Raw genomic sequence first — 18,191 nt, forward strand, 5'->3', positions numbered from 1 at the left:
TCACAAATGTTTTACTAATTCTCTGGCTTTTTTCAAATCTTCATGCTGCCCTATATCGATCCAATAACCAGTTAGAGGAAATCGTATTACCTTATATCCTTTTCCAATCAATAAATCAATAAAGTCCGTCGCATTATAAAATTCACCAAAAGGAATCAAGTCCAGCAAGTTTTTCTTTATCAGATAAATACCTGCATTCGCATAATAATTAATCGTTGGTTTCTCCTTTATTCCGATTATATCATGTCCTGATAATTCAAAAACACCATAAGGAATATTTACCGAATATGGTACAGCTGCTACAGACATATCTGCATCATTATTCATAAAATGCAGAAAAAAGTCTTCATAATCAATATTTGTGAACAAATCCGAATTCATAACCAAAATCACATCATTGGTAAATGTATCCACAAATTTAACAGAACCGATCGTTCCTAAATATTGAGGTTCTCTGATACATTTAACTTTAACAATACCTCTTTGGTTTGAAAAATAAGCTTCGATCTGTTCTTTCAGATAATTAACCGTAACAGATATATTATCCACCCCAAAATTCATCAAACGATCGATATTATAATCGATAATAGGTTTATCTCCTACAAAAAGTAAAGGTTTAGGAGTTTTTTCCGTCAAAGGACGCAATCTTTCCCCTTTTCCTCCAGCCATCAAAACTGCATCTATAGGCAGTATTGACTTATTCTTTTTCAGATTATATATTTTATCGATTTTGCCATCTTCTGTTAATAAGGGCACTAAAGTTATTCCCAATTCTTTGAACTTTTTTATAGATGGCACCTCAATTTTCCCAGATTTAACAAAACAAAAATTACGATTCATTGCCTCAGAGACTGGTCCTTCCAAAGTACCACCATCAATTAACCATCTACGTATATCTCCATCCGTCAAAGTTCCGATCATCTCTTCCCTTTCATTTACAACAAACAAAGTCAAAATATCATTTGACAATTTATTTAATGCATTTAGAGCTTCACGAATAGATGCAGTATTGTTTATTATATATTTTAACCACTCTTTCATTTTATGAATTATAAAAAGTTTTTTGAATAATACCTTCTAAAGGATATGATCTCAGAACTTTAATTATAAATTCGATAGTATTATTTTTTTCATACGGATTATTCCGTGCTTTTGCAACTTTCATAATCTCTTCTGAAAAAAGTCTGTCAAACCCTGTATTTATTTCCTCCTGTGTTGTTCCGCAATGAACAACACTAGCAGCAGCAATACGTCCTTTTTGTCTGTCACCGATATCCAACGTGGGAATACCAAAACTCGGTACTTCCAATATTCCACTGGAAGAGTTCCCTACTACGGCAGATACGTAGTTCAACGCTGAAAGATAACGAATTTTACCTAAAGAAGTAAAAGCAACAGCTCTATTTTTATTGCGGGAAACAAAATCCTGCATACACTCCATTATAATCCGTCCTCCTGTATCTGAGTTCGGTAATGTAAATAAAATTTTATATTCAGGATGTCGCTCTAAAACAGCCAACAGATTATTGCACTGTTGACGAGCTGTATCATGCTCCAAGGTTACAGGATGATAAGTTACCAATAAACTTTTATCTCCTAAATTAAAGTTCAGACTTTTCTCCAGTTCTTCCTTTGATAAAAAGGTACATTTTTTTATATTATCTAATCCGATAGCGCCTACATTAAATACTCGCTCCGGCGATTCTCCCAATTGAATAACCCTTTTCCGATAATCTTCCGTAGCTGTAAAATGTAAATGACTCATTTTGGTAATAGCATGACGTATAGAGTCATCATATGCACCTTCTGTTATTTCCCCACCATGTAAATGAGCGACAGGTATCCGGTAAAATAATGCTGCAGATACAGCTGCTAATATTTCATACCGATCACCTAAGACTACGATTATATCCGGAGATAAGTCATTATAAGCATCAGCAAAACCAATCACTCCCAATCCCACAGACTTAACGGTCGCATTTGCCGTATCGGAAGAAAGCAACATTTCAACTTTCTTGTCGATAACAAAACCATCTTTTTCTATTTCACGATAGGTAAGTCCGAACTCCGGAGATAAATGCATATTGGTAGCGATCACCTGAAGCACAAGATCTTCCGACTGTTTAATCTCTTGCATCAGGCCACTCAATAAACCATATTCTGCACGACTGCCAGTTACAACACAGATTTTTCTCATAATTCAATTAAATCATCAGGCTTATACACTTTTGCAGCAACTTTCCCTATTACTTCCGGCCACTTCATCGGAGAGAGACCGTTCCCAGGGCGTTTAACTGTCAGATTCTGCTCTGTAAAGGTCTCCCCTTTCTCTATTTTACGAGCAGCAACAATGCTTTTTCTCGCAATAAGAATATTCTTTTCTTCAGAATGAGTCACTTGCTTATCATACTTACCAAGGGCCTTCTCGATATTCCTTATAGACGTAACCATTGTTTTCAGTTCATCTGGCTCTAACGACGCTTTATGATCAGGACCTTCCATAGAACGGCTTAAGGTAAAATGCTTTTCAATGACAGTAGCTCCCAAAGCAACAGCAGCAACCGGCACTTCTATTCCTTTAGTATGATCAGAATAACCAACTCTGATACTGAACTTTTCCTTCAAAAATTGCATTGCATGCAAATTAACATCTTCCATAGGAGTAGGATATTCCGTATTACAATGCAAAATAGTAATCATATCTTTCGAAATGCCATTATTAACCAACAAATTGACAGCATCTGAAATTTCTCCATAAACAGACATTCCTGTCGAAAGAATAACAGGCTCATGATAACCGGCTATTCGCTTCAAATAGGGATAATTGGTTATTTCCCCCGACGGAACTTTCCATATACCCAAATGCAAATCACCCAGGAAGTCGATACTTTCCAAATCAAATGCCGTCGAAAGAAAACGAACGCCTTTCATTGCACAATACTCTATCAATATTTTATGCTGAGCCGAAGATAATTCCAGTTTTTTCAACATTTCATATTGAGTGGATGCCTTATGCATATTATTTTTTTGATATTCAGCCATCAAAGCATCTTTCGATACTAAACGATCCGCACTGAATGTCTGAAACTTGACATAATCGACTCCAGCTTCTGCAGCAACATCAACCAACTGCTTCGCTATTTCAATGGAACCATTATGATTAACGCCAGCTTCTGCAATAATAAGCGTTTTTCCCATCAGATCACAATTTTATTTTTAGTAATGCCGGATTCCCGGAATAAATTCCTTTTCTTATTATATTTTTCCGAATCATACTTCCTGCTGCAAAAACGCATCCATCGGTAATACTAATACCATTTACCAAAACAGATTGACTACCCAAGAATACACCTTGCCCTACTGTACAATTACCGTTTACCATCGTACCGGTAGAAATATGACAATAATCACCAATAACAGCATCATGCTCTATGTTGGCAAAGGTATTGATAATGCATCCTGCACCTACATGTGCATCCGCATTAATCACAGCCTGGTGCATGACCACACTGCCTTCACCTATCGATGCAAATCTTGAGACACGAGCTGTCGATGCCACTAATGTAGCAAAATGACCACCTGCACTTTTTATTCGTTCATGCAATTTTATCCGCAAAGAAGGATCTTTTATATGCCCGACAGTCACCACGAACAAAGCGTCTTCCACATAATCGGATATATTATCATCCGTACCGATTACAGGATAGCCTAAAACTGTCGAACCGACCAACTCGGGTATATCCAATATACCTCCAATGGAGTATCCTGCACTTTCGGCGACATCGATCACAGACTTGCAATGTCCTCCACCTCCTACCAGTATGATTTTTTTATCGTTCATAAACGAACACTACTCGGAATATTTACAATACGTTCTTCGAACCAATAAGTATTAATCAAATCATCCGTTTCACAATTTTCAAACATTGGAAGTTTATTCATCAATCCCCAAACAGGACGTGTCATAACTCCGTTATCATTCGTGTACTCCAAAAATCGATCACGATCGGATTTATCAGGAAGTATAACTGCATTCAACCAATAATTGGAACAACTATCACCCGGCTCTGTAAAGAAATCCATCGATAAATCAGCAAAGAATTTTTTATATATCTCAGCTGTCTCACGTTTGTTTTCCACATAACGACTAATATTCTCCATCTGGGCACAACCTAATGCTGCATTTATATTTGGCATACGGTAGTTGTAACCGATATGATCATGTATGAACTCCCAACGATGGGGTACTTTAGCCTGTGTTGTCAGATGCTTCGCATACGCTCCCAGTTCATGATCTCTGAACAAAAGTATACCACCACCACCTGTCGTTATCGTTTTATTTCCATTAAAACTGATCACTCCTATTTTACCAAATGTGCCGGTATGTTGCCCTTTATAAAAACTACCGATACTTTCAGCGGCATCTTCCACCAACTCGATATTGTATCGATCACATACACGTGCCAGTTCGGATATTTTAACCGGATGCCCGAACGTATGCATCGGTACACAAGCTTTTATTCGACGACCGGTTTTCTTATTATAACAAAAACCGTTCTTCATTTCAGCAGAAGCCTGCAGCCATTTCTCTAATTTTTCAGGCGACAATCCCATCGTATCCTTATCTACATCGATAAAAACAGGATGTGCACCAATATAACTGATGGCATTAGCCGTTGCAACAAATGTCAAAGCCTGCGATATTACTTCATCGTTCCGCTCTACCCCAACCAGCAACAAGGCCATATGAAGCGCATTTGTTCCGCTGACACAGACAACAGCTTTCGCTGTACCCGTATAATCGACAATCATTTCTTCGAAACGATCGACGAATTTACCGACACTGGATACGAACGTAGTATCTATGCATTCGTTCAGATACTTCTTCTCATTTCCTATAAAGCACGGTGCATGAAGAGGAACCAGTTCATCTGTACCATACAACTTATGAATAAAATCAACTACCGACTTATACATTATACATATCAGCTTTATACTTCTTCAAATTATCTTTATCCAAAAACCAGTCGATTGTCTCTTTCAATCCCTCCTCCAATGAATAAGAAGGAACAAAATCGGTTAATGATTTAATCTTTGTGTTATCTCCCCATAAACGGAATACTTCCGAGTTTTTAGGACGAATCCGGGCTTCATCTTCAATGAACCTGACATCCGAGTTCATAAGCCGGGCTATTGTATTCAATGTGTCGCGCATAGAGATTTCAAAGTTACTGCAAATATTGACCTCTTGCCCTATCGCTGCTTCACATTTTGAAAGCTCAATAAATCCCTTACATGTATCTTTGACAAAATTAAAATCACGTGTAGGAGTCAAATCACCCAGTTTAATTTCTTTTTTACCATTCGCTATTTGAGTAATAATTGTCGGAATTATAGCCCGTGCCGATTGACGCGGTCCATAAGTATTAAAAGGTCTTACCAACACTATCGGCAATTCAAATGCATTATAAAAGCTCATAGCTATTGCATCTGCACCAATCTTTGTAGCAGAATAGGGCGACTGAGGTTGTTTCGGATGTTTCTCATCGATTGGTACATATTGAGCAGTACCATACACTTCCGAAGTAGATGTAATAAGTACTCTTTCCACTCCGTTTTCCTTAGCTGCCTGACATATATTTAAAGTTCCCTTGATATTTGTATCGACGTAACTATCTGGTGCTACATAAGAATAAGGAATAGCGATCAAAGCAGCCAGATGAAATATCTGTTTGACATCCTTAGTTATATGTTTACAAAAATAAGGATCGCGAATATCTCCTGTTACAACTTCTAAATTAGGATGTTTTACATCATTCAACCACCCCCAATCATTAAAAGAATTATAATAAGAGAGTGCTTTAACCTGATATCCCTGTTCCAACAACATCTCAGTTAAATGAGAACCGATAAATCCATCGGCGCCTGTAACCAATACTCTTTTCATGATCTTACTTTGTTTCTTTAAATTCTTTCTTCAATGCCAAAAACTGTTCTTTACCAAACAGATAGCCTATAGGTACCAACAATGTAAAAAGTAACATACCGAAAGCTGCATATAATTTACGCGGTCCGATAGGATGTTGTTTTACATAAGGAGTTTCTATCACGCGTGCACGTTCTTTTTTCTCTCCGATGGATAAAGCCAGGTCTTCTCTCTTTTGTAAAAGTATTAAATAAACGGCCTGGAATATCTCCTGCTGACGTTTATAATCGACATATTCTCTTTCTATAGAAGGAACTGCCCCCATCTTGTCCATCAGTTGTTTCTCTTTGCTAGTCAGATCATCCAAAGTCATTTTTACACCTTTCTTTGCATTCTCGATAGACAGATAAACACTTTCTCTTAATTGATCGACCTGCTTGTTAACCTGATCAATCAAAGGGTTATTCCCCTTCGTACTCTGCAAAATCTTAGCCCGTTCGAGTAAAGCTTCATTATAAGTCGATATCGGACTGGACTTTTCGCCATCGCTGATCGACAATAAAGCAGGAATCAAGTTATAACGATTCTGTGGGTCTTTAATATAGCTATCAAGTAACTCTACCACACGCATCTGGGCTTCCAGCTCTATAATTTTAACCTGAAGATCTTTTACTTGCTCTACATAGAATTGGACATCATATTCTATGTCCGTCATTTTATTTTGTATCTTATAACGTTCTATTTGCATTTCAACCTTGCTAAGGTCATTCATTACGCTTTGAATACGTCCATCTAAAAATTCAATAGATTTTTCACTTTCATGACGTTTAACAGAATCTTCCTGATAATTATAAATATCAATCAATTTGTTAAGCATGTCCAACCCTCTGCGTCTCTCATAATCCGTATAAGAGATTTCTATTACATTCGCATTCTTTGAATAGTCTTCAAACGATAATTCATCGGATAAAGTTTCTGCCGTCCAACCGGCAGGAGCAACCTCTATATCCATGGATAATGGTTTCACGACATCTCCTGCATAAGATAATGTAAAATTACCACCATCCAGTTCTATATTTGCAGGTAATGATTCGAAATTCAAACGGATTTTATCTTCGCTTTCAGGTGATTCGATCTTCACCGAAACCCGTCCGTCTTTCTTTATATTAACATCAAACGTGTATGTTCCATTCAATTTTGATAATATTGCATTATCCGGAACTAAGCGAAGAGGTATATCCTCATACATTTTATATTGGTAAGCATAGGGCTTATAATAAGACACATTCAATCCCAGTGCCAAAACCATTTCTTTTAAAGTTGAAATAGAAGTCAATTTGGCCATTTCATCATCCAAATTGACACTACCACCGCTAATACCACCCAAACCGAAAGATTTCATCAATCCGGTTGCTTCTCCTACATTAAATCCGGAGCCTGCATTACTCTTGTCTTCCAATAGTTGTATTTTCGCCATTAACTCATAGGTCTTTGGCGTAAAGATGAGATATAGCAATGCCGGTATAAAAGAAATAATCCCTGCTATTACAAACAACTTCCAATGCCGCACATAAGAAATAATAATTTTCTTTAGACTAATTGTTTCTTTATCAGGCTGAATAGACTCCATATTCTTCATTTTTCATTTTTATTATTTGACAATTGCTACTATCACACTCGTTACAATTGATACAGTAGTCATTATAGTCGTTAACAAAGACATTGTGAACTGCCTGTCTGAACTTGTACGAGTACGTTGTTTATTCTTTATCGGTTCTACATAGACAACATCATTTTGTTTCAAATAAAAACCGGGAGACGCAAATGCAGCCGGATCTGTCAAATCTATTCGAATTATATCTTTCTGACCTTCATTTTCACGTATTACCAAAACATTCTTTCGATTCGCTGTAATCGGCAAATCACCAGCCATACCTAAAGCATCTAAAATAGTCATTCTATCGTTCTTTATTGAAAATGGCCCTGGTCTGCTTACCTCTCCCATAACAGTTACTTTAAAATTCAGGATTTGTACATTTACCAGAGGTTTCTCAACATATTTAGATATCATCTCTTCCATTTTTTCCGCTAACTGTAAACGGGTCAGACCTGCTACGTAAATCTTTCCTAATACCGGAAAATTGATATATCCATCACGATCGACCAAATAAGTATATAGAGACTGGGAGCCTGTAACAGGTTGTTCGCCTTCTGAAGAATAAGAAAAAGCAGGAGGATTAAACGGTGTTACAGATGCAGGGTCCCAAGCTGCAACAGTAATAGATAATAAATCATCATAGGTTATACCTGTTATATATTTCTGACTCATATTCGCCAACTGCTCTGTTGATAATGAGTCAATGCCTTGAAAATAAACAACATCTTTCGGCGTAGAACAGGCACACATCAAGCCACAAAAGAATGCAAATAAATAATACTTCAACTTCATCCTAATTTACTTATTATATTTCGATTCTAAAAATTGCAAAGATACAATTTTCATAGCAACCTTTTGCTACAGGTAGCTTATAAAAACTATTACATTTATAACGATGTAATATATCAGATATTGCTGCTTCACCCATAAAAAACTCAACATATTTTAGTGTTTCTCCACAAAATATAAATCATAATAGTAATACATAACCAAGTTTCACACGAGACAGATTGAAAGAATAGGATATTATTTCTTTTTCAAGTACTTTTGTACAAAAATATATTAGATATATGCTTGAAGTAGGAAAATACAACACACTCAAAATAGTCAAAGACCTGGATTTTGGAGTTTATCTGGATGGCGGCAATGGAAAAGAGATACTTCTTCCGGCTCGTTATGTTCCTAAAAACGTAAAACCGGGAGATGAAGTGGAAGTCTTTATCTATCATGATAATGAAGGTAGACTCATAGCCACTACAGCCCATCCGCTGGCAACTGTCGGTGAATTTAAGTTTATGGAAGTCAAATCGGTCAACAATACAGGGGCTTTTCTGGAATGGGGCTTGATGAAAGATTTGCTCGTACCTTTCAAGGAACAGAAAATGCCGATGCGGGAAGGCAAATGGTATCTGGTGTATGTTCATATTGACCATATTACAGGACGCATTGTCGCTTCTGCCCGTATCGATAAGTATTTGGACAATGTGATACCCGAATATACTCCCAATCAGGAAGTCGACTTGTTAGTTGCCGATGAAACAGAGATCGGCTATAAAGTTATCATCAATAACCTTCATTGGGGGCTGGTTTATTATAATGAAGTCTTCCGCCGTCTGGAAAAAGGGGAGGCAATTAAAGGTTATATCAAAGGAGTCAGAGAAGATGAAAAAATAGATGTAAGCCTCACTCCGCTGGGATATCAGAAAATAGAAGGATTAGCCGGTACTATTCTCGAATCCTTAAAAAGCCAGGGAGGATTTATTGCAGTACATGATAAAAGTGATCCGGAGGTCATTCAATCGCTTTTTCAATGTAGTAAAAAAAGCTTCAAGCAAGCGATCGGAACTCTTTATAAACAACATCTTATCACATTGGAGGACGGTGGTATAAGTTTGTCTCGTCCTGATTTTGGTTGACTATGATAAAAACACTTCGGATAAAAAGTATATCTTCCTGAAAAAGTTTATTATTTAGGAAGGAATAGTTTATAGAATAACATCCCTCTTTCTACATCATTATTCATAAACTTCTAATCATTTGACCTGGGTCAAATATAAGTTTCACCAGGGTCAACTAAAAACACGACCTGGGTCAAACAATCGTTTCACTAAGGACAAATGATTAATTCATTCCGACTTTACCACGAGCTATATATAATCAAATATCTTAAAATCAATAGAATTGCCTCTAAAAAAACAGATCAAAAACATTATACAAAAAAGGTGACGCCGTTTGCTTAGTATGGCGTCACCTTTTAGATATTGATTATAATAGCTTCGTTTATATATTTCTTTTTTGAAGCTGTTTTTAGTCTAACTTTAATACAGCCAAGAATGCCTTCTGCGGAACTTCTACTGTTCCGATCTGTTTCATTCGCTTCTTACCTTCCTTCTGTTTTTCCAGCAGTTTACGTTTACGTGAAATATCACCACCATAACATTTTGCCGTTACATCCTTACGGACAGCTTTAATTGTTTCGCGAGCGATAATCTTTGCACCAATAGCTGCCTGAATGGCAATATCGAACTGCTGCCGGGGAATAAGTTCTTTCAGCTTCTCACACATACGACGGCCAAATGTTACACTATTATCCACATGTGTCAAGGTCGATAAAGCATCGACAGGCTCTCCGTTCAGCAAGATATCCAACTTAACCAGCTTACTCGGGCGGAAGTCATGAATATGATAATCAAAAGAAGCATACCCCTTAGAAATACTTTTGAGCTTGTCGTAAAAGTCAATCACAATTTCACCTAAAGGCATGTCATAATGGATCTCTACACGATCACCTGAAATATATTCCTGCTTTAACAAAATACCACGCTTACCCAGACAAAGTGTCATGATCGGGCCAATAAAAGTCGTATTAGTTATGACAGAAGCACGAATATATGGCTCATCGATATGATCGATTAGCGTAGGTTCGGGCAAACCGCTTGGATTATGAACTTCCATGCAATTCCCTTTTTTATCATATACTTTATACGATACGTTCGGTACCGTAGTGATCACATCCATATTGAACTCACGATCCAAACGTTCCTGGACAATCTCCATATGTAACAATCCAAGGAAACCGCAACGGAAACCAAATCCCAGGGCAGCTGAACTTTCCGGCTGGAATGTCAAAGAGGCATCATTCAATTGCAGTTTCTCCAACGATGCACGCAAGTTCTCAAAATCTTCACTGTCTATCGGATAAACACCGGCAAACACCATCGGTTTCACTTCTTCAAAACCTGCAATGGCCTCTTTTGCGGGACGAGCTACATGAGTAATCGTATCCCCCACCCGTACCTCACGGGATGTCTTAATACCAGATATTATATAACCAACATCGCCGGTTCGAATCTCACTACGAGGAGACATATCCAATTTCAATATACCTACTTCATCGGCATCATACTCCTTACCTGTTGCGATGAATTTCACATGATCCCCTTTACGAATTACCCCATTCACAACTTTGAAATAAGCTATAATACCTCGAAAAGAGTTAAATACCGAATCAAAGATCAAGCATTGAAGCGGTGCTTCCGGATCTCCTTGTGGAGCAGGAACCTTGTCTATGATGGCATCAAGAATCTGATATACACCTTCCCCCGTTTTGCCACTTGCACGGATTATATCTTCCCGTGGACAACCTAGCAACTCGACAATCTGATCCTCTACCTCATCCGGCATAGCACTCGGAAGATCTATTTTATTCATGACAGGAATTATTTCCAGGTCATTCTCGATTGCCATATACAAGTTAGAAATCGTCTGCGCCTGGATTCCCTGGGCGGCATCGATAATAAGCAAAGCTCCTTCACATGCTGCAATAGAACGGGAAACTTCATACGAAAAGTCTACGTGTCCCGGAGTATCGATCAGGTTCAAGGTATATTCTTCACCTTTATAATTATACTTCATCTGAATGGCATGACTCTTGATCGTAATGCCTCGTTCACGTTCCAGATCCATATCATCCAGAACCTGCGCTTGTAAGTCTTTGCCTTCGACTGTCTTGGTATACTCAAGCAAACGGTCGGCCAAAGTACTCTTACCATGGTCAATATGAGCAATAATACAGAAATTGCGGATATTCTTCATCTGCTAATTTATTTTAGGTGTGCAAAGATAGGAAATTTAGGCCGAAATCTATACTTTTGGCATACCATTTGTTGTTAATATTATATGACACTACTAGAAATAAATAAAGCTTATAACCGAATTATCGGTTCATTAGATAACAAGGAATTAAAGAATGCTTTTGATTCCATTCAAGCTCTTATATCCGGAAGCCGTGAAATTTCATTTCAGGATAAATTAAATGAGCTGCAGGACACGTATAAATATATGTTACGTTACCGCATCGAAGGTGCTAAAGATCCGATGCAGGAACAAATATATAATAAAATACAAACATCTTCTTACGAGTTGGCCGATCAGATCAGGCACAAGGCACTGGCTATCGAATCTCCTTTATCTTTTTACAGTCGTCGCAGAAGTTTGAAAGTACAGCCTAACGTAACATTCGAAAACTTGCATCTCCAGTTAAGTAAACATTATGCTACTGGGAACAGGTCAGAATACGATGCTCTATTGATCGTCCTTTTCAACAAAATCTGGGTATCCGATCCCTTTACCACTGAAGAAGCTGAAGTTATAAAAAATATCCTCTTTGATGAAGAGTTACCTTTTACAGCCGGTTGTCAAATAGTTTCAGCCCTGATGCTGGGATTACAAGCTGCATTCGATCTGGAAAAGTTAATGTTGTTATTTGATTCTGCCAATCATAAAAGTGAAGAGATTCGTGTACGAGCTCTAATTTCAGTTCTCTTGACATTATACATATATCGGAAAAGAACAGCACTTTATCCTCAAATAGCAAACAGGCTGGATGCCCTTTCCGAAACGCCAGGATTCACCAAAGCGATTCGGACGATCACCTTACGCTTTATTCTAGCGCGTGAAACGGAAAAGATAACTAAAAAGTTACAAAATGAGATCATTCCTGAAATGATGAAACTGAGTCCTAAAATCAGTAATAAGATAAATCTCAAAGATATAACTCCTGAACAATTAGGGGATGAAATGAACCCGGAATGGGAAAACATTTTTGCTGATAGTTCACTCGGGAAAAAAATGGAAGAATTCAGTGAATTGCAGCAGGAAGGAGCAGATGTTATGCACTCTACTTTCGTTCACTTAAAAAGTTTTCCTTTTTTCCGCGAACTGAGTAATTGGTTATTGCCATTTACAACAGAACATTCATCATTCGGCGATCGTTTTCACCAAAATAATGGAGAAAAACAAATGCTGGACTCCATGACCGTTGCCGCGTTTATGTGCAATTCAGATAAATACTCATTATATTTCAGTATGATGCAATTACCTGAAGAGGCCAAAAAGATGATGATGAACCAATTTGACAGTCAGGCGACAGAAATGATTCAACAAAATAAAGAAGAGTTGATCAGTAAACGAGGTAAACTTGAAACAATAACCGGACAGTACATACAAGACTTATACCGATTTTTTAAGTTATATCCAGGCCATCTGGATTTCGACGATATCTTTACGCTGCCTCTTGACTTCCATAACCTGAATATTTTACAGCCTTATATCTCTGACGAAGAAAGTCTGAGCTCCATTGCTGAATATTATCTGAGGAAAAATTATTTCAGCGATGCTTTGACAATATTCAACCATCTGGCTGAAAAAGATCAGAGCAGTGATATTCTTTTCCAGAAGATCGGTTATTGTAAGCAAATGAACGGCGACTTACAAGAAGCATTGGATGCTTATTTAAGAGCCGATTTACTGAATCCAGGAAGTAAATGGGTTATCCGTAGGATAGCTGGTTGCTATCGTTCTTTGAAAGAACCCGAAGAGGCATTAAAATATTATCGACGTTACGAAAAATTAAATCCGGATAATCTATCCATTACAATCAGTATCGGTCATTGTTATCTGGAACTCAAGAATTACAGTGAAGCCCTGAAATGTTTCTTCAAAGTCGATTATATGGATAGTAACAGTAAAGCATGGAGACCTATTGCATGGTGTTCTTTCCTGACCGGCAAGTATGATCAGGCACGTAATTATTATAAAAAGATATTAGAAAACCAGCCTAACACACAAGATCTATTGAATGCCGGACATACGGAATGGGCGCTACAAAATATAAAGGGGGCCATAGAATTCTATAAACAGGCAGTAGATATGGAATATGGAGATTTCCATAAATTTCAGGAAGAATTCAATCAAGATATTCCTGATCTGATAGTAGCGGGTATAGAAGATTCAGAAATATCTCTGATGATGGATCAATTAAGATATGTACTAAACGATTCTTTATAAACAACAAAAAGCCCTATCACTTCATGTGAATAGGGCTTTTTTATTTCTTAAAGATTTATACCGGATCGGCAGGTATACAAATATCAACAATAAATTTCTTTTCCGGATGTTCATCATGATTATTCTGATAGATTTCATAGTGATGACCATGCCCACATTTGCATCCATTCTCCTCCAGTAAATCGAACATTGCAGACCAAGCTGCCGGAAATTCATTCATTGCTAATTCGAAACGTCCAACAGCGTATAACCCTGAAGTAAGCTTATAACAGCCAATCATTCCCTCCGGTTTTATATCTGTCTCTACAAACATTGCTGCATCAGCTGTCAGTTTATCGACAGGAGTAACACGTGGGTCATCATGATAAACAGATAATAATTTCATATCCGGATGTGAGACCAATCCCCTGGGTAATGCCCATTTCATAAGATTGGCAAAAGCTTCCTGCATTTGATTCAATGCCCCCTGATGACGACAATAAATAATAGTTCTCTCAGGCATTTGTTTAATTTCAAAAGTGCAATTCATATTCATACCATTTACATTAATTGTTTTATCACGACAAAAGTACCGTGAATAAAGTGAGGTATGTTGCTCATTTATGCTCTTGAATTGACAATTCTTGCTATCCGGATATCTATTTTTGCGACGATACTCTTCCGCAGATACCCCAAAATGACGTTTGAAACTACGGCAAAAAGAAGATACAGAAGAAAAGCCTCCGTCGTAAGCCACATCTTTGATAGCTACTGGTTCTCCTAACAAAACATTGGCTGCCCGTTCCAACCTTCTCCGAAGAATGTATTTACCAATAGGCTCTCCGATCAGGGAAGTAAATATTCGATGAAAATGATAAGTGGAAAGATCCACAAGGGATGACAACTCATCAATTGTAATCGATCTGTTCAAATTCAGGTTAATATAATCTATAACCCTATTGATCTGTTTGGTGTGATCCTGTAATGTTTTATCTACCACGCTCAAATTTAGTTTGATTATAACTGACAAGATACGAATAAACGTTTACTTTCAAAACCCTATAACCCAAAAAAGGAACCAACCTTTCGATTGATTCCTTTCTACCTTTTCAGTCTTTCGACCTGACTAAAACGGCGGCTATCTACTCTCCCACTTTTACGCAGTACCATCGACGTGGTTGGGCTTAACTTCTCTGTTCGGAATGGGAAGAGGTGGATCCCCAACGCTATAACCACCTTAATTTCTTTTTAAGATGTTTGACCTTGGACAACGCTACTCTAACAGTAACCTTTCGCTATATGGCTTTGTTGTTACACTCTACCACATCTGCTGATATATCAATCCTTCCTTCCGGAAAAAGAAAGTCTCGGGCTATTAGTACTACTCGGCTTCGACATTACTGCCCTTACACCTGTAGCCTATCAACGTCGTAGTCTACGACGACCCTTGAGGGATATCTTATCTTGAGGCTGGCTTCGTACTTAGATGCTTTCAGCACTTATCCAATCCAGACTTAGCTACCCGGCGGTGCACCTGGCGGTACAACCGGTAAACCAGTGGTCTGTCCAACACGGTCCTCTCGTACTAGTGTCAGAGCCTCTCAAATATCCTACGCCCACGATAGATAGAGACCGAACTGTCTCACGACGTTCTGAACCCAGCTCGCGTGCCACTTTAATGGGCGAACAGCCCAACCCTTGGGACCTTCTCCAGCCCCAGGATGTGACGAGCCGACATCGAGGTGCCAAACCGCTCCGTCGATATGAGCTCTTGGGAGCGATCAGCCTGTTATCCCCGGAGTACCTTTTATCCTTTGAGCGATGGCCCTTCCATACGGAACCACCGGATCACTATGCTCTAGTTTCCTACCTGATCGACTTGTATGTCTCCCAGTCAAGCACCCTTATGCCATTACACTCTACGACCGGTTACCAATCGGTCTGAGGGTACCTTTAGAAGCCTCCGTTACTCTTTTGGAGGCGACCACCCCAGTCAAACTACCCACCATACAGTGTCCCCACATTTCGCGGGTTAGAACTCAAACAACCAAAGGGCCGTATTTCAACGATGACTCCACAAATACTGGCGTACCCGCTTCATAGTCTCCGGCCTATCCTACACATTAGTTGCCCAAATTCAATGTAAAGCTATAGTAAAGGTTCACGGGGTCTTTTCGTCCCATCGCGGGTAATCGGCATCTTCACCGATACTACAATTTCACCGAGCTCACGGTTGAGACAGTGTCCAGATCATTACACCATTCGTGCAGGTCGGAACTTACCCGACAAGGAATTTCGCTACCTTAGGACCGTTATAGTTACGGCCGCCGTTTACTGGGGCTTCAATTCAAACCTTCTCTTGCGATGAGCTCTCCTCTTAACCTTCCAGCACCGGGCAGGTGTCAGGCTGTATACTTCATATTTCTATTTCGCACAGCCATGTGTTTTTGTTAAACAGTTGCCTGGACCTATTCTCTGCGCCCTACCTTTCGATAGGGACCCTTTATCCCGAAGTTACAGGGTCAATTTGCCTAGTTCCTTAACCGTGAATCACTCGAGCGCCTCAGTATTCTCAACCCAACTACGTGTGTCCGTTTACGGTACGGGTACTTTATAAATATGCTTAGCGGATTTTCTAGGGAGCCTGCTTACATCCATATTACCTTGTACAAGTACTCGGTATACTGTCAGGTTCGACTCTCATGGCGGATTTGCCTACCACGATCAACGTCTACACCCTTTAACCAACTATTCCGTCAGTTGGCAGGATTGTCACTTCTCCGTCTCCACATCGCTCTATAAAGTAGTATGGGAATATTAAACCATTCTTCCATCGGAATCGCCGTTCGGCTTATCCTTAGGTCCCGACTTACCCTGATCCGATTAACGTTGATCAGGAAACCTTAGTCTTTCGGCGAGGAAGTTTCTCACTTCCTTTATCGTTACTTATACCTACATTTGCTTTTCCAGTCGCTCCAGCAAGGGTTATCCCTTACCTTCTACGCCACTGGAATGCTCCCCTACCATGTCTTACGACATCCATAGCTTCGGTAAACAGTTTATGCCCGAGTATTATCCACGCCAAACTCCTCGACTAGTGAGCTGTTACGCACTCTTTAAATGAATGGCTGCTTCCAAGCCAACATCCTAGCTGTCTCTGCAGTCTGACTTCGTTAGTTCAACTTAACTGTTATTTGGGGACCTTAGCTGATGGTCTGGATTCTTCTCCTCTCGGACGCGGACCTTAGCACCCGCGCCCTCACTCCAGGGCAATATATAATACGCATTCGGAGTTTATCTGGACTTGATAGGCGGTGAAGCCCTCGCATCCAATCAGTCGCTCTACCTCATATTATACTAACCCTAGGCTGCACCTAAATGCATTTCGGGGAGTACGAGCTATCTCCAAGTTTGATTAGCCTTTCACCCCTACCCACAGTTCATCCGAAAGCTTTTCAACGCTTACCGGTTCGGTCCTCCAGTTAGTGTTACCTAACCTTCAACCTGACCATGGGTAGATCACTTGGTTTCGCGTCTACTCCCTCCGACTATACCGCCCTGTTCAGACTCGCTTTCGCTTCGGCTCCGTATCTGAAATACTTAACCTTGCCGGAGAAAGTAACTCGTAGGTTCATTATGCAAAAGGCACGCCGTCACAGCTTACGCTGCTCCGACCGCTTGTAGGCAGACGGGTTCAGGGTCTATTTCACTCCTCTGTTCGAGGTTCTTTTCACCTTTCCCTCACGGTACTGGTTCGCTATCGGTCTCTCGGGAGTATTTAGCCTTACGGGATGGGCCCCGCTAATTCACACAGGATTTCTCGTGCCCCGCGCTACTCAGGATACTACTAAGCTTCGTCAGTAAGTCGTATACCGGGCTATCACCGTCTATGGCCGTTCTTTCCAAAACGTTCTACTTTACTAAGTTCTTGCTACATCGTAGTCCTACAACCCCGATATTGCCTAAACAATATCGGTTTGGGCTCTTCCGCGTTCGCTCGCCACTACTTGCGGAATCATTTTTATTTTCTTCTCCTATGGGTACTTAGATGTTTCAGTTCCCCACGTTCGCTCCTCTTACGAGGTGACAGATCTTCAATCTGACGGGTTGCCCCATTCGGAAATCCGAGGATCAAAGATTATTTGCATCTCCCCCCGGCTTATCGCAGCTTATCACGTCCTTCATCGCCTCCGAGAGCCAAGGCATCCACCGTCTGCCCTTGCTTACTTTCTTTTTTCCGGTCACATCTCTGTGATTCGGATTGATATATCTTCAGCTTGC

The 18,191-nt window shown here is 39.5% G+C and carries 12 protein-coding genes and 2 rRNA genes; 2 read left to right on the top strand and 12 right to left on the bottom strand.

Annotated elements, in window-relative coordinates:
* The 8 genes from BQ7394_RS06965 to BQ7394_RS07000 are packed head-to-tail and all read right to left on the bottom strand — an operon-like array spanning position 1 to position 8,375.
* Positions 1–1,041, bottom strand: coding sequence for a nucleotidyltransferase family protein (locus BQ7394_RS06965; RefSeq protein ID WP_075556703.1), 1,041 nt, complete (start codon positions 1,039–1,041; stop codon positions 1–3).
* A gap of 1 nt (position 1,042) precedes the next feature.
* The gene (neuC, locus tag BQ7394_RS06970; protein ID WP_075556704.1) at positions 1,043–2,197 is read right to left on the bottom strand and encodes a UDP-N-acetylglucosamine 2-epimerase; all 1,155 of its coding nucleotides are present in this window, start codon (positions 2,195–2,197) and stop codon (positions 1,043–1,045) included.
* Positions 2,194–3,198 (bottom strand): N-acetylneuraminate synthase, encoded by a 1,005-nt coding sequence (neuB, locus tag BQ7394_RS06975; RefSeq protein ID WP_075556705.1) that lies wholly within the window; start codon positions 3,196–3,198, stop codon positions 2,194–2,196. Before neuB ends, neuC begins: the two co-directional genes overlap by 4 nt.
* Before the next feature lie 4 nt (positions 3,199–3,202).
* Complete coding sequence (locus BQ7394_RS06980) at positions 3,203–3,841, bottom strand: acetyltransferase (RefSeq protein WP_075556706.1); 639 nt, start codon at positions 3,839–3,841, stop codon at positions 3,203–3,205.
* Positions 3,838–4,977 carry a LegC family aminotransferase gene (locus BQ7394_RS06985; protein ID WP_075556707.1) on the bottom strand — a complete coding sequence of 380 codons (1,140 nt, stop codon included), beginning with the start codon at positions 4,975–4,977 and terminating at the stop codon, positions 3,838–3,840. Before BQ7394_RS06985 ends, BQ7394_RS06980 begins: the two co-directional genes overlap by 4 nt.
* The gene (locus tag BQ7394_RS06990; protein WP_075556708.1) at positions 4,970–5,947 is read right to left on the bottom strand and encodes an NAD-dependent 4,6-dehydratase LegB; all 978 of its coding nucleotides are present in this window, start codon (positions 5,945–5,947) and stop codon (positions 4,970–4,972) included. Before BQ7394_RS06990 ends, BQ7394_RS06985 begins: the two co-directional genes overlap by 8 nt.
* A 4-nt stretch (positions 5,948–5,951) precedes the next feature.
* A complete protein-coding gene (locus tag BQ7394_RS06995; RefSeq protein ID WP_317043284.1) occupies positions 5,952–7,565 on the bottom strand; it encodes a GumC family protein in 1,614 nt (537 codons plus the stop codon).
* A gap of 12 nt (positions 7,566–7,577) precedes the next feature.
* Entirely contained in the window at positions 7,578–8,375 is a 798-nt protein-coding gene (locus BQ7394_RS07000) for a polysaccharide biosynthesis/export family protein (protein WP_075556709.1), read from the bottom strand.
* Between the two features lie 278 nt (positions 8,376–8,653).
* Between BQ7394_RS07000 and BQ7394_RS07005 the strand changes: the two genes are divergently transcribed.
* Positions 8,654–9,499 carry a CvfB family protein gene (locus tag BQ7394_RS07005; protein ID WP_075556710.1) on the top strand — a complete coding sequence of 282 codons (846 nt, stop codon included), beginning with the start codon at positions 8,654–8,656 and terminating at the stop codon, positions 9,497–9,499.
* Between the two features lie 391 nt (positions 9,500–9,890).
* On the opposite strand, the gene lepA is transcribed toward BQ7394_RS07005, so the two are convergent.
* Positions 9,891–11,678, bottom strand: a complete 1,788-nt coding sequence (lepA, locus tag BQ7394_RS07010) for a translation elongation factor 4 (protein WP_075556711.1) — start codon at positions 11,676–11,678, stop codon at positions 9,891–9,893.
* A gap of 84 nt (positions 11,679–11,762) precedes the next feature.
* Here lepA and BQ7394_RS07015 point away from each other — a divergent pair, with 84 nt between their 5' ends.
* The gene (locus BQ7394_RS07015; protein ID WP_075556712.1) at positions 11,763–13,931 is read left to right on the top strand and encodes a tetratricopeptide repeat protein; all 2,169 of its coding nucleotides are present in this window, start codon (positions 11,763–11,765) and stop codon (positions 13,929–13,931) included.
* 55 nt (positions 13,932–13,986) lie between these two features.
* On the opposite strand, the gene BQ7394_RS07020 is transcribed toward BQ7394_RS07015, so the two are convergent.
* From BQ7394_RS07020 to BQ7394_RS07030, 3 genes are all read right to left on the bottom strand, one after another.
* Positions 13,987–14,910, bottom strand: a complete 924-nt coding sequence (locus BQ7394_RS07020; RefSeq protein ID WP_075556901.1) for an AraC family transcriptional regulator — start codon at positions 14,908–14,910, stop codon at positions 13,987–13,989.
* A gap of 129 nt (positions 14,911–15,039) precedes the next feature.
* Positions 15,040–15,150 (bottom strand): 5S ribosomal RNA (rrf, locus tag BQ7394_RS07025).
* Positions 15,151–15,266: 116 nt separating this feature from the next.
* Positions 15,267–18,143, bottom strand: a 23S ribosomal RNA gene (locus BQ7394_RS07030).
* Positions 18,144–18,191 lie beyond the last annotated feature (48 nt).

Origin of the sequence: Parabacteroides timonensis, assembly GCF_900128505.1 — a bacterium.
Classification (GTDB): domain Bacteria; phylum Bacteroidota; class Bacteroidia; order Bacteroidales; family Tannerellaceae; genus Parabacteroides; species Parabacteroides timonensis.